The sequence below is a fragment of the Plantibacter sp. genome, assembly GCF_059073635.1.
Map to the genome: position 1 here is coordinate 125,911 of NZ_JCACOF010000005.1, position 12,810 is coordinate 138,720.

General features: G+C 71.3%; 15 protein-coding genes. 7 read left to right on the forward strand and 8 right to left on the reverse strand.

Translation table 11 applies throughout. The features are described from left to right. Positions 1-11: 11 nt before the first annotated feature. Together AC5JOC_RS04350 and AC5JOC_RS04355 are read right to left on the reverse strand one after the other, a co-directional pair. Positions 12-1,268 (reverse strand): NAD(P)/FAD-dependent oxidoreductase, encoded by a 1,257-nt coding sequence (locus AC5JOC_RS04350; protein WP_494245517.1) that lies wholly within the window; start codon positions 1,266-1,268, stop codon positions 12-14. A 14-nt stretch (positions 1,269-1,282) separates the two neighbouring features. After that, on the reverse strand, positions 1,283-1,588 hold the full coding sequence (locus AC5JOC_RS04355; RefSeq protein ID WP_079706423.1) for a DUF3072 domain-containing protein: 306 nt from the start codon (positions 1,586-1,588) through the stop codon (positions 1,283-1,285). Positions 1,589-1,724: 136 nt separating this feature from the next. Here AC5JOC_RS04355 and AC5JOC_RS04360 point away from each other — a divergent pair, with 136 nt between their 5' ends. Next, positions 1,725-2,441, forward strand: a complete 717-nt coding sequence (locus tag AC5JOC_RS04360) for an NADPH-dependent F420 reductase (protein ID WP_194602867.1) — start codon at positions 1,725-1,727, stop codon at positions 2,439-2,441. On the opposite strand, the gene AC5JOC_RS04365 is transcribed toward AC5JOC_RS04360, so the two are convergent. Further along, positions 2,438-3,223: an alpha/beta fold hydrolase gene (locus AC5JOC_RS04365; RefSeq protein WP_494245519.1), complete on the reverse strand. Its 786-nt coding sequence runs from the start codon at positions 3,221-3,223 to the stop codon at positions 2,438-2,440. The two genes, AC5JOC_RS04360 and AC5JOC_RS04365, sit on opposite strands and share 4 nt — an antisense overlap. 75 nt (positions 3,224-3,298) lie before the next feature. Here AC5JOC_RS04365 and AC5JOC_RS04370 point away from each other — a divergent pair, with 75 nt between their 5' ends. Both AC5JOC_RS04370 and AC5JOC_RS04375 read left to right on the forward strand, forming a co-directional pair. Beyond that, positions 3,299-3,997 (forward strand): helix-turn-helix transcriptional regulator, encoded by a 699-nt coding sequence (locus AC5JOC_RS04370; protein WP_494245520.1) that lies wholly within the window; start codon positions 3,299-3,301, stop codon positions 3,995-3,997. A gap of 52 nt (positions 3,998-4,049) precedes the next feature. Further along, on the forward strand, positions 4,050-5,063 hold the full coding sequence (locus AC5JOC_RS04375; RefSeq protein WP_274500168.1) for an LLM class flavin-dependent oxidoreductase: 1,014 nt from the start codon (positions 4,050-4,052) through the stop codon (positions 5,061-5,063). 110 nt (positions 5,064-5,173) lie between these two features. On the opposite strand, the gene AC5JOC_RS04380 is transcribed toward AC5JOC_RS04375, so the two are convergent. Next, positions 5,174-5,539, reverse strand: a complete 366-nt coding sequence (locus AC5JOC_RS04380) for a DUF952 domain-containing protein (RefSeq protein WP_411557091.1) — start codon at positions 5,537-5,539, stop codon at positions 5,174-5,176. Between the two features lie 44 nt (positions 5,540-5,583). On the opposite strand from AC5JOC_RS04380, the gene AC5JOC_RS04385 reads away from it, so the two are divergent. Further along, positions 5,584-6,144 carry a TetR/AcrR family transcriptional regulator gene (locus AC5JOC_RS04385; protein ID WP_494245522.1) on the forward strand — a complete coding sequence of 187 codons (561 nt, stop codon included), beginning with the start codon at positions 5,584-5,586 and terminating at the stop codon, positions 6,142-6,144. A 75-nt stretch (positions 6,145-6,219) separates the two neighbouring features. Beyond that, a complete protein-coding gene (locus tag AC5JOC_RS04390; RefSeq protein ID WP_494245524.1) occupies positions 6,220-6,363 on the forward strand; it encodes a hypothetical protein in 144 nt (47 codons plus the stop codon). 416 nt (positions 6,364-6,779) lie between these two features. Here AC5JOC_RS04390 and AC5JOC_RS04395 read toward each other — a convergent pair whose 3' ends face one another. After that, on the reverse strand, positions 6,780-8,192 hold the full coding sequence (locus AC5JOC_RS04395; protein WP_494245525.1) for a carboxylesterase family protein: 1,413 nt from the start codon (positions 8,190-8,192) through the stop codon (positions 6,780-6,782). Positions 8,193-8,326: 134 nt separating this feature from the next. Then, positions 8,327-9,256: a C40 family peptidase gene (locus tag AC5JOC_RS04400; RefSeq protein ID WP_192019117.1), complete on the reverse strand. Its 930-nt coding sequence runs from the start codon at positions 9,254-9,256 to the stop codon at positions 8,327-8,329. Positions 9,257-9,518: 262 nt separating this feature from the next. Here AC5JOC_RS04400 and AC5JOC_RS04405 point away from each other — a divergent pair, with 262 nt between their 5' ends. Together AC5JOC_RS04405 and AC5JOC_RS04410 are read left to right on the forward strand one after the other, a co-directional pair. Then, positions 9,519-9,845 (forward strand): FitA-like ribbon-helix-helix domain-containing protein, encoded by a 327-nt coding sequence (locus AC5JOC_RS04405; protein ID WP_426738810.1) that lies wholly within the window; start codon positions 9,519-9,521, stop codon positions 9,843-9,845. Next, on the forward strand, positions 9,842-10,273 hold the full coding sequence (locus AC5JOC_RS04410; protein ID WP_494245527.1) for a type II toxin-antitoxin system VapC family toxin: 432 nt from the start codon (positions 9,842-9,844) through the stop codon (positions 10,271-10,273). The genes AC5JOC_RS04405 and AC5JOC_RS04410 overlap by 4 nt, the downstream gene beginning before the upstream one ends. Positions 10,274-10,291: 18 nt before the next feature. Here the strand turns inward: AC5JOC_RS04410 and AC5JOC_RS04415 are convergent, their stop codons facing one another. Then, on the reverse strand, positions 10,292-11,323 hold the full coding sequence (locus tag AC5JOC_RS04415; RefSeq protein ID WP_494245529.1) for a LacI family DNA-binding transcriptional regulator: 1,032 nt from the start codon (positions 11,321-11,323) through the stop codon (positions 10,292-10,294). Between the two features lie 281 nt (positions 11,324-11,604). Continuing rightward, complete coding sequence (locus AC5JOC_RS04420) at positions 11,605-12,474, reverse strand: sensor histidine kinase (RefSeq protein WP_494245531.1); 870 nt, start codon at positions 12,472-12,474, stop codon at positions 11,605-11,607. Between the last annotated feature and the right edge of the window lie 336 nt (positions 12,475-12,810).

Sequence of the window (12,810 nt, forward strand, 5' to 3'; positions counted from 1 at the left end):
CGAGCTGGAGCTCACGCCCGACCCTGCAGAATGAGGTTCCAGTACACCCAGGGCAGGACGTAGCGGTCGGCGATGAACGTGAATCGACGCTCCTTCGCGAGTCCGTTCCAGAACGGGATCGAGGGCTTCGGGCGGTAGCGGTCGTCGAACTCGGCGAACACCACCGTCCCGCGGGAGACCGTGAACGGGCACACCGAGTAGCCGTTGTAGACCGTGCTCGGCTCCTGACCGGACCGCACGGCGACGAGGTTCTTCGCGAGGGTCTTCGTCTGTTGCCGGAGAGCTCCGCCGGACTTCGAACTCATCACCGCGGCGGCGTCTCCGAGCGCCCAGACGTCGGGGAACCGCGGATGCCGCAGGGTCAGTGAGTCGACCTCGACGAACCCACCCGGGTTGCCGGGGTCGGCGAGCGCCGTGGCCGCGAGCCAGTCCGGTGCGGACTGCGGCGGCACGGCGTGGAGGACGTCGTAGGGGATCTCCTCCCGGAGTCCGCCCGTCACGCCGTCCTGCCCGCGATCCGGGCCGTCCTGCGGGTCGGTCTGCGCGATGGTCACCACGCTCCGCTCCGGATCCACCGCGACGAGCTCGCGCGAGAACCGCACGTCGATGCCGTACTCGGCGACCTTGCGGTCGAGTTCGGCGTCGATCATCGGCATGCCGAACATCGTGGGTGTGGGCACGACCAGCACCACACGGATGTCGTCGAGGACGCCCGTCTGCCGCCAGTAGTCGCACGCGAGGTACATCGGCTTCTGCGCGGCACCCGAGCAGCTCGCGGGGCCGGCGGGCTGCGTGAACACGACGGTGCCGGAGCGGACCGACCGGAGCACGCGCGAGGCCTTCTGCGCGTACTCGAAGGTGTAGTTGGAGATCCCGACCGGCGACGCCATCGCCTCCGTCAGACCGGGCACGGCGTCCCAGTCCTGTTGGATGCCCGGAGCGACGATGAGCTGGTCGTACTCGACGGCGGTGCCGGATTCCAGCGTCACCGTCTTCGCGACCGGGTCGATGGACCGGACCCGGTCCTGGATCCAGGTCACGCCCTTCGGCGTCACGGCGTGCTGTGGCCTCGTGGCGACCGACGCGGACGCGGTCCCGCCAGCGACGTGCGAGAACATCGGCTGGTACCGGTGGTGCTCCCGCGGTTCGATGACCGCGACGTCGTCGACGCCGTATCGCCGGAGCCTCCCGGCGACGGAGAGACCGGCGTTGCCGCCACCGATGACGACCACCTCGTGATGGAGCGGTGCCGTCCTGGGATCGGTCACGGTGGCGGCGGCGCTCAGGATCCGGACTGACCGCGACCGGTGGCGTTCTGCAGCCGGTCGATGTGTTCGGAGGCCTGCGCCTTCGTCAGGTCGGCGGGAAGCTCTTCGCCGGCCTCGCGCGCCAGGGTGTCGAGGTAGCTGCGCTGCGGGCCGGTCATCGGCTCGTCGCCGGTGACCCAGTCCTCGGGGTCCTTGCTCGCGCTCGTCGAGCTGTCGTCGCCTCGTGCTCCGAGGGTCTCCTCGGTGGCGCCGATCGTCTCGGGTGCACCGGAGGTCGTGGCGTCAGGGGTCGTTGCATCGGTCTGTTCTGCGTCAGTCATGCGGCAACGGTACGTCGAGCGGGCGATCGGGCAGGAGGGGTTGCGCGGCCCGCGCGATCGGTGTCGGAATAGCGACGGACGACCCCCGGTTGACCCAGGCGACCACGTGCGGCCGCACCGTCCACGAAGGAGACCCATGTCCGACACCGCTTCCGGAACCGACCGATCCGCCGACGAGCCGACTCCGTCGCAGGGCATCACCATCGGCATCCTCGGCGCCGGCAAGGTCGGCACGGTCCTGGCACGACTCGCGGTCGCCGCCGGATACCGGGTGCTCATCAGCGGATCGCGCGACGCCGCCCGGATCGCCCTGACGATCGACGTCCTCGCGCCGGGTGCCGTCGCCACGACCGCCGCCGAGGCGGCGGCCCAGGCCGACCTCGTCATCCTCGCGCTGCCCCTCGGCAAGCACCGGTCGGTGCCCGTCGACGAGCTGCGCGGCAAGCTCGTCATCGACGCCATGAACTACTGGTGGGAGGTCGACGGACATCGCGACGACCTCAGCGCGCCGGAGACCTCGACGAGCGAGCTGGTCGCCGCCTTCCTGCCGGAGTCACGGGTCGTGAAGGCGTTCAACCACATGGGGTACCACGACCTCGACGGGGAACCGCGTCCGGCCGGCACGCCGGGCCGCAAGGGCATCGCGATCGCCGGCGACGCCCCCGCGGACCGGGCAGCCGTCTCGGCCGTGGTGGACGCCCTCGGGTTCGACCCCGTCGAGATCGGACCGCTGCGCGCGGGCGTCGTCCTCGAACCCGGACACGAGCTCTTCGGGGCGAACATCGGTGCCGACGAGATCCGCGAGGTCGCCGAGGTGCGGGCGTTGGCCGAAGCCGAGGCGGGCGTCCGCTAGGCGACGCGGCGGGTTCCAGCGTCGGATCGGTCTCGACCGTTCGGTCGCGGGGTGAGCGCCGCTGAGCGGATCACCTCCGCGAGCTCGCCGGCACGGCTCCACATCGGCCAGTGACCTGTCGGGAGGTCGACGACCTCGACGGTCGCGAGCCCCGCGACCTCGGCGAACATGGGGTGTCCGCCTCGGGCCAGGTCCAGCACCTGCGCGCTGGGGATCGAGCAGCACACCAGGGTGGTCGGGACGGCGGCGCGGGCGTCGTTGGTCAGCTCGACAGCCTGTCGGAGGACGGGCGCCGGCTCGGGGACCGCCCGGGCGCGGAACCGGTCGAGGACCTCGGCGCTCAAGCCGTCGAGGCTCGCCTGCTGCGCGAGGACGTCGAACGCCGGGAGCGGAAGCTCGTCGACGTCGTCCGGCAGGTCCGGCGCGAAGACGGTTCCTGGCGCCACCGGACCTGAGTCGACCCACACCACCCGGCGGACGAGCTCCGGATGCCGGTCGAGGAGCAGGGTGACGGGAGCGTTGGCGCCGCTGTGCGCGACGATGACGGCCGGGTGGTCCGCGGAGACGTCCCGCCGGGCGAGGACCTCCGTGATCGCGGCCACTTGGTCGTCGAGGGTCCTGCTGGACCGGTCGGGATCGGCGCCGTCGAGGCCGGGCAGGGTGATCGCGACGGTGCGCGAGCGGTCGGGGTCGAGATGGTCGATGACGTCGTCCCAGGCCCAGGCGCCCAGCCAGTGGCCGGCGATGAGGATGATGGTCGGGGTGTCGTTCTGTGTGTTCATGACTCCAGCCTGAAGCGCGCTCCAGGCAGGTGTGTGTCACTATTTCTGTCATGAATCTCGAAACTCGTCGAGCCGATGAAGCGGGCCGAGCGACTCCACGCCCTGTCCGAGACGCTGCGTCGGGGTGGATCGCGAGGGATCTCGGCGGAGCGGCTGGCGAGGGACTTCGGCGTCTCCGTGCGCACCGTGAAGCGGGATCTCCAGGCACTCGAGCGCAGCGGCGCGCCCATCTGGTCACGCCCGGGACCAGGCGGCGGATACGGGTTGGCCGTCGGGGCGACACTGCCACCGGTCAGCCTGTCCCCGGTGCAGGCGGTGGCGCTCATGTCGGCGGTGTCCGCGGCACCCGACGCCCCGTACGCGGATCTGGCAGCCGCCGGAGTGCAGAAGATCCTGGACGTCCTCGACCCCAGGACCCGCGCACGAGCCGACGCACTGGCCGGTCGCATCTGGGTCGATGTACCCCCGACCGCTTCGCGCGTCGTCCGATCGGCACTCGAGGAGGCGATGGCCGAGCAGCGGGTCGTCCGCATCCGGTACACCTCGCGGGCCGGGAGCACGACCACGCGCGACGTCGAGCCCGTGCTGTTCGCCTCGACGAACGGTCAGTGGTACCTCGTCGGATGGTGTCGGATGCGCGACGCGATGCGGTGGTTCACCGTGGCGCGCATCGAGCGGGCCAGCGTGACGAAGACGGCGTGCAGTGGCCACACGGTCGCCGAGGTCGGCGAGCCGCCGGTGACTGCGACGCCGGTCCACGGCCGGGGACGGTGACCTGCGATCCATTCAGAGGAATAGAACCACCTCGCGCGACGCTGTAGTCAGCGTGAAGAAGATCGGGTTCCTGTCCTTCGGACACTGGCAAGACGTTCCGGGCTCGAGCGTGCGCACCGGGCGTGACGCACTGCTGCAGAGCATCGACCTCGCGGTCGCGGCGGAGGAGGTCGGTGTCGACGGCGCGTACGTGCGCGTGCACCACTTCGCCCGACAGCTCGCGTCGCCGTTCCCGCTCCTGGCGGCGATGGCGGCGAAGACCTCGACGATCGAACTCGGCACCGGTGTCATCGACATGCGCTACGAGAACCCGCTCTACATGGCCGAGGAGGCGGCGGCCACCGACCTCATCAGCGACGGCCGACTGCAGCTCGGCGTGAGCCGGGGATCACCCGAGACGGCGCTCCGCGGGTCGGAGTCGTTCGGCTACGTGCCGGGCGACGATGAGACCGACGCGGACATCGCCCGCTCGCACACCGAGGTGTTCCGTGCGGCCATCGCCGGCGCGGGTGTGGCTCGCGCCAACCCGCAGATGACGGGGACCAACGGACTGCTCGCGATCCAGCCGCAGTCGCCGGAGCTCGGCGAGCGCATCTGGTGGGGCGCCGGCTCGCGGTCCACCGCGGTGTGGACGGCGGAGCAGGGCATGAACCTCATGTCGTCGACGCTCCTCACCGAGGACACCGGGGTGCCGTTCGACGAACTGCAGGCGGAGCAGATCCAGATGTTCCGTGACGCCTGGTCCGAAGCCGGTCACGAGTGGCAGCCGCGGGTCTCCGTGAGCCGCAGCATCCTGCCGCTCATCGACGACGAGACGCGCCGCTACTTCGGGCTGCGCGCCCAGGCCGACTCGAAGGACCAGGTCGGACACCTCGACGGCGGACTCGCGCGCTTCGGCCGCAGCTTCATCGGCGAGCCCGACGTCATCGCCGCAGAGCTCGCGAAGGACGCAGCCGTGCAGGCCGCCGACACCGTCCTCGTCACCGTCCCGAACCAACTCGGCGTCGAGTTCAACGCGCGCGTCCTGGAGTCGATCGTCAAGGACATCAAGCCCTCCCTCGGGTAGCCCAAGGGATCACAACTCCTGCCGACCGCCTGTCCGCAGTTCGACATGCGCACCAGGCGCCGCCACCACGGTCGACGGCGAACCGTCTGCAGGAGTTGTGGTCGCCGGACTCAGCCCAACAGCTCGGCGAGCGCCGCGGGCACCTGCCACGCGCCGGCCGCGTCGCGCTCAAGCGGGAGCTCGGCGGTGATCGCCGGGCCGGCGGTCGGGAGCGGGGCGATGACGCGCGGCGTCGGAGCCCAGGTGACCTGGAGGCCCGCCGCCTGCAGCTCCTCCACGTCGAGCACGATGAGCACGAGCGGCAGCTGGAGCGACCCGTACACCCGCTCGAGCACCTCGGGCAGTCGGTCAGCGGTCGTCGCATGGACGAAGCCGGCGTCGACGAACGGCACGGCTCGAGTCGACACCTCGTACTCGCCGAACGGCCGACTGGCCTCCCAATCGTCGACGATCGCGACATGCAGGATCTTCGTCATCTCCACCCTCTCCCTTTAATGAGACGTTACCGTATCATTAGAGCATGGAATCGAGACGTGGTCGCCCGACGGCAGCCGAACGTGACCGACGGCGCGACGCGATCCTCGACGCCGCCATCCGCCGGTTCACCGAGCACGGGTACGGCGGGACGACGATCGAGGCGATCGCCGCCGACGCGGGCGTGACGAAGCGGACGATCTACACCTGGTTCGGCGATCTCGCCGGCATGCTGACGGCGGCGGTCGAACGGCAGCACGGGTATCTCCTCGCGGCCGACGAGCCAGGCTCCGAAGCCGAACCCCTCGAGGACGCGGCGACACGACTCGTCATCGCGCTGCACTCGGACGTCTCGATCGCGCTGCACCGGCTCGTGATCGCGGAGTCTCCGCGCTTCCCCGAGGTCGCCGCCGGCTTCTACGCCGCCGGCCCGGCCCGCTCGATCGCGTTCCTCGCCGACCACGTCGGCGAGCGGGCGGAACAGCTCTACACCCTGCTCCTCGGCGAACCGCATCGACGCAGGCTGCTCGGCTTGTCCGCTGCGCCGACGCCGGCCGAAGCACGAGCGCACGCCCGCGCGTGCCTGACACTGGTCGTCGACGAGTAGCCCACGACCCGTCGGCCACGCAACCCGGGCCGGCCCCGATTCCGACCGTGTAAGTCGTCTGACACACTGACGATCATGAAGCGCTCCACCATCCCCGCCCTCGCCGTCATCCTCCTCACCCTCGCCGGCTGTTCGGCGGGCACCCCGGCGGCAGACGTCGTCGCCCTCCGCGACCACCGCGGCGCCGACGCCGACGGCCACACCCTCGGCGACCTCTGAGCCCATGAGCGACGCGACCTGCGAAACCGTCCTGACGGACGAGGAGTACGCGAGCCTCGCGGAGGACGGGCTGGTCCTGAACCCCGACATCTTCGTCCTCGACGACACGATGCAGTCGATCATCGACGCCGGCGGCCTCGGTTGCTACTGGACCCGCTCCGGCGGCGACATCCGCGTCTGGTACGCGCAGGGAGCCACGACCAGCGCCGAGTGGGACGCGCAGCAGCAGTCGCTCATCAGTGCCGGGTGGACCGAGATCGACACGCCGCGTCGCCGACACACTCCAGGCTCCCGACGTGAACGACCCCGACTACCTGCCCGTCGTGACCTACCGGGACGGCGTCATCTACTACGCCAGCTACGTGGAGCTGCTCCCCTCGGTGAAGGCCCTCCAGGAGTAGGCACCCGCCGCACGCTCAGCGGTCGAGCGTGACCACGTCGCTCAGGCCCGCGGTCGCGTCTGCGGCCAGAACCCCGTCACGCGCGAAATCGGCCCACATCTGACGCAGGAAGCGGCCACGACGGTCGACCTCGGCCCACGTCGCCGAGCCGATGAGCGCCGTCCGGCTCCACGACCGTTCGGTGCCGAGGAGCAGAGGCAGGTCCGTCACGTGCGACGCCCCGTAGGGACTGCCGGGCGGCGCCCAGCTGAGCTCGTACCGCGTGGCCCGACCGCCGGACGCCCGATGGCGTTCGACGAACTTCCGGGCGTCGCGCGTGTAGGTCACGTGCGTCGTCGCGCCGACGAGCGCCCGCCGGATCGGATCACCGACGAGCGGCATCGAGGTCATGCGGGCGAAGGCCGGGATGAGCGGCACGTACAGCCGAGTCTCCTCCGTCGTCGAGCCGATGAGCACGTCGATGCGCGACGCCGCCTCACGCCAGGCGGCGTCGCGGTCGGCCTCCGCCGGGAGCGGCGCGTGACCGTACTGGGTGCCGAACGCCATGCCGCCACGCAGTCCGAACCGTCGCGCCGCCCGCTCCACCTGCTCTTCGAGCGCGAGCAACTCGACCACCGGGGTGTCCCGCGTCGGGCTGCCGGCCGCCCGCATCATCGCGCTCGCCATCTTCGCCCGACCACTGCTGATGCCGAGCGGCGCGCTCTGGACGATGGCGCGCTGGAAGAGCCCCGCGGTGCCGTCGCTGATCATGAGGTGCGCGATCGCATCGCCGCCCGCCGACTGCCCGAAGAGCGTGACCGACCCCGGGTCGCCGCCGAACGCAGCGATGTGCTCGTGGACCCACCGGAGCGCGAGGACGAGGTCCAGCAGGCCGAGGTTCGCCGGCAGCGTCTCGCCGTCACCGAGGAAGCCGAGGATCCCGAGCCGGTACGTGACCGACACCACGATGACCCGCTGCTCGACGACCAGGCTGATCGGATCGTAGACGTCGAGGTCGCCGGCACCCGTGACGTAGGCCCCGCCGTGGATCCACACCATCACCGGCAGCGACTCGTCCGGGCGCATGTCGGCAGGGACCGTGATCGAGAGCGCCTGACAGTCCTCCGAGTCGACCATCCCCTCACCGGCACCCTCGAGGACGGCCTCGAGCACCCGGGAGGAACGCTGCGGTGAGGCCGGCGCCCGCTCGAAGGCCCGGAACGGCACCGGATCGCCGTCGGCGCCGACGGGAAGACCGGTCGGCACCGGCACCTCGAAGCGTCCCGCGCGGGCGTACGGGATGCCGCGAGCCCGAACCACCGCGCCGTCGACCCGACCGAGGATCGTGCCGAGGGAGGTCTCGAAGGCACGTGCGTCCGCCGGCGGTGGGGTCGCAGAGGACTCCGCACCTGGCGCGTCGGAGGTCGGGCTCGCGTGCAACTCGGTCATCTGTCCACGCTATCCCCGAGCGGCCTGCGCACAACTCCTGCCCGACGGGCTCACACCGAAGACACGGCAGCCCGAACCGGGCCGAGCTGCCGACCGAGGGCCGGTCGAGCAGGAGTTGTGGACGGGGAAACCGTCTACGGGATGCGGATGTAGACCGGGTCGCCCCAGATCGACAGACGGTGCTGGACGTAGCGACCCCAGTCGGGAGAGTCGTACATGCCGCCCGCGCCGTCGTAGATCGCGATGTGACCTTCCGGCCAGTAGAGCAGGTCACCGGCGACGGCCTCCGACGCCGAGATCTGCACGCCCGACGCGGCCTGCGCACCGGCGCCGCGAGGCAGGGACACACCGAACGCCGCGAAGACGTACTGCACGTAGCCGTCGCAGGCGAAGCTGTCGGACGGGTCGTTGCCGTTGCCGTAGGGGACGACGCCGACGAACTGCGCCGCGTAGGCGAGGATCGCCTCGCCGGATCGGGCGACGGCTGGAGCCGCGTAGGTGCGTCCCGCCGAAGCCGACGCGGACGACGAGGAGGCGGCGGATGCACTCGCGGCCGCCTCGGCTGCGGCAGCTGCAGCGGCGGCCGAGGCGGCGTCGACCTCCTCCTGGCTGGTTGCGCCGTAGCCGTCGCGCACGAAGGGCACATCGGCTGCGGTCGACGGCACGGAGTACGACACCGACTGCATCGTCGCTGCAGACGGGATCGCGCCACCGGTCGCCGCATCGACGTCGACGCCCGCAGCGGCCGCCGGCAGCGACACCGACACGAAGAGCCCGGTGGCGAGCGTCATCACGCCGAACGTGGCGAACGGCTTGGCGCGCTTCGCGAACGAGCTCTTGGCGCGTGGGGCCGAGGGCCGCTTGGTGGGCACGAGGTCGACGTGACGTCGCTCCTCCTCGGCGGAGGCGGTCCAGCTGGCGTCCTCGAGTCGAGCCGCGCGACGGGCGGCTCGTGGGCTGAGGGCCACGTGGCGGCCGCCGGTCCGGGTGGGTGTCGAGGGGGTCACGGCCGGAGTGTTCGGGTCGCGGCGCTCGAGGGCGCGCGCAGGGGTGGTGCTGGTCATGTACGGGGTACCGTCCTGGGTCTCGGTCGCGTCGGGGGCGCGCTCGGTTCATGCTCGGTGGGTGCAGCATCGCCTCGGCAGAGCCGCCCCTCGATGACCGCGGTCGACCGGTTGCCCGATCCGAGGGAGGCGAAACGGCCACCCTACGTGGACGTCCCTGAGAGGATCCTCCGCTTGGCGCGGCCTGTGGAGGACCGATGAAGCACGAATCACCGATTTGCTAGCATCGTGCTAGCACTCCATTCCCACGAGAGGTGACGACATGCCCACGGTGACCGTCCGGAATCTCGACGAGGACACGAAACGCGGTCTGCAACAGCTCGGCGCCTTGCACGGACGATCGATGGAGGCGGAGATCCGGGCGATCCTCGCTGCGGCCGTCAGGACGACGACGGCTGAGGATCTCCGCGCCGCCTCGGCCGCCGACAGCGACCGACCGGGGCTGGCGGAGCGTATCCATCAGCGCTTCGTCGACCTCCACCTCGACGGTGAACTCGTCATCGAACTGCCCGACCGCACCACGACCACCCGACCGAATCCGTTCGACGATGCCGCGAGCGCCGACGCGGACGACCCGGCCCCGAGGTGATCATCCTCGACACGAACGTCGTCTCCGAACTGTTCAGGCCACGGCCCGACCCCACGGTTGCCCGGTGGCTCGACCGGCAGGACGAGGCCGACCTCCACCTCACCGCGATGACCGCTGCCGAGCTCCTCGAAGGAGCCCTGCGCCTCCCTGCAGGCGCTCGCCGATCGGCGCTCGTCGGGGCCGTGGCGACCGTGCTCGACGCCGACTTCGCAGGACGCGTCCTCCCCTTCTCTGCGGAAGCCGCGCTCGACTACGCGGAGCTCATGACGACGCGACGCCGCTCCGGCAACCCCATCGGACCTCAGGATGCGATCATCGCGGCCATCGCGAGATCCTCCGACGCCGCTCTCGCGACGCGGAACACGCGCGACTTCGCCGGTGTCGGCCTCCACCTCATCGACCCGTGGGTCCCCGACCACCTGGCATGACGCAGGACGGCACCAGACTCAGGCCGGGTCGACGCCGACCGTCGACTGCCGGACGACGAGTTCCGGCTGGAAGACGATCTGCTCGGGCACGCGTCGAGCGCCCGCGTCCGCCTCACGGAGCAGGAGCTCGACGGCGGTGTGGCCGATGAGTGCGCTCGGCTGACGGATCGACGACAGCGGGACGACCGCCGCCGACGCGAAGTCGATGTCGTCGTACCCGATCAGGGCGATGTCGTCCGGCACGCGCACCGAACCGAGCATGCTGAACGCCTGCAGGACCCCCATCGCGAGGAGGTCGTTGGCCGCGAACACCGCGTCGGGCCACTCGTCACGAGGACGGTTCCGGATGGTCTCGCCCGCGGAACGGCCCTGCAGCACCGTCAACGCGGTGGTCTCCACGACCTCGAGGGTGACCTCGGCACCACCGGCCGCGGCTGCATCGACCGCCTGACGCGCACCGGCGAGCCGGTCGACGACCTGCCGGAGCGAGGACGGACCACCCACGACCGCGATACGACGCCGACCGAGTCCGATGAGGTGCTCGACCGCGAGCCGCCCGCCCGCGACGTCGTCGACGGCGACCGATGAGAAGCTCGTGTCATCGGTCTGCCGATCGACGAGGACCGTCGGCGTCCCGCGGTCGCGCAGCCGGCTGAGCCGGGTGAGGTCGTCGCCGAGCGGAGTGATGAGGACGCCGGCGACCCGCTGCTCCTCGAAGAGGTCGAGGTAGGCGCGCTCGCGGTCGATGCTCTCGTCGCTGTTTCCGAGCAGGACCGACCACCCCTCCGCATCGGCCCGGTCCTCGGCACCGCGGGCGACGTCGGTGAAGAACGGGTTGCCGACGTCGAGCACGACGAGGCCGACACTGCGGCTGCGGCCGGCCCGGAGCTGACGGGCCGCGTCGTTCCGCACGAAGCCGAGCTCGTCGATCGCCGCGTGGACGCGGTCGACGGTGACGGGCGAGACCTTCTCGGGGCGGTTCAGCACGTTGGAGACGGTCCCGACCGAGACGCCGGCTCTCGCCGCGACGTCCTTCACGCTCGCGCTCACGGCTCCCCTTCGCCTGTCGGACCCGCCAGGCGACGCCGGACGGGCTGGCTCATTGTTGCACGCAGCGCCTTCGCGCGCCCGCGCAGCCCGCTGTCACCCGCCCGCCGCCGTCCCCAACTCAGGACTCCCCCGGCGCGCCGCACCCACCCCACCCCGACACACCGGGCGAGTCCTGAGAACGGGTCACCCGCCCGCCGCCGTCCCCAACTCAGGAGTTCCCCGGCGCGGCGCCCCCGCCCGCACCCCGACACACCGGGCGACTCCTGAGAACGGGGCGACGATCAGGCGGGATCGACCGGCAGGGCCGACGCGGCGGGCAGGGTGACGACGACCTCGAGACCGTGGCCGGGTCGGTTGTGCAGCACGATCGCCCCACCCGCGTTGCGCGCGATGGCGGCGACGATCGCGAGCCCGAGCCCGGAACCGTGCCCGGAGGACCGCGTCGCGTCCGACCGGCTGAACCGCTCGAGCGCCCGCGGTTCGAAGGCCGGGTCGAGTCCTCCGGCGTTGTCCGACACCCGGAGCGTGAGCTGACCGCCGTCGTCGTCGAGCATGACCGACACCCGGCGCGGAGCGCCCCCGCGCTCGGTGAAGGCCTGCAGCGCGTTCCCCGCGAGGTTGTCGACGACCCGACCGACATCGTCGGCGCGCACGGCGTACACCGCCGCACCCTCCCCCGGCCCGCTCTCAGCGATCGCGCTCACGTATTCGACCTCGATCCCGGCCAGCGCGTCGTCCGAGGCGACCCGGAACCGCGCGCGCTCGACCGCCTCGAGCACGTCGGCCTCCAACCTGGCCGCGCTCGTCCGCTCCTCCGGCGTCGCCGCCTCGATGCGGGACAGCTCGAGCAGCGAGGTGACGAGCGCCGACAGCCGCGTCGCACTGCGCTCCGCCCCCTCGATGTCGGCGAGCAGTTGCTCACGCGACGAGTCCTCGAGGCGCGCGAGTTCGAGCTGGGTGCGGAGGATCGCGAGCGGCGTGCGGAGCTCGTGACTCGCGTCGGACACGAGTTGCCGTTCGCGGTCCGCCGAGGCCCGCAGCCGCTCGATCAGGTCGTTGAGGGTGATCGCGAGCTGCGCGATCTCGTCGTCCGCGCGGCCGACCGGCAGCACCTCGTCCGTCGACCGTTCGCTGAGGCTCTGCGCGCTCACCCGGAGCCTGCGTGACGGGCCGGAGCGACACCGTCGTCAGGATCCACCCGCCGGCCGCGACACCGAGGACGAGGAGCGCGAAGGACCCGACGAGGAGGAGGCGCATCTGGACGAGGACGGTCGTCTCCTCGGCCTCGTCGCGTCCGGCGATGACGTACCAGGTGTCGCCACCGACGGTCACGGGCTGTGACAACAGGATGTAGGTGGCTGAACCGGCGTCGACGGTGGTGACCTCCCGCGTCGCGGCGAGCGCCGGGAGTTGCGCGGCGAGCGTCGTCGGCAGGCTGAAGACCGGGATGGAGCCGTCGGGGGCGATGACCGCGATGCGGGTGCCGA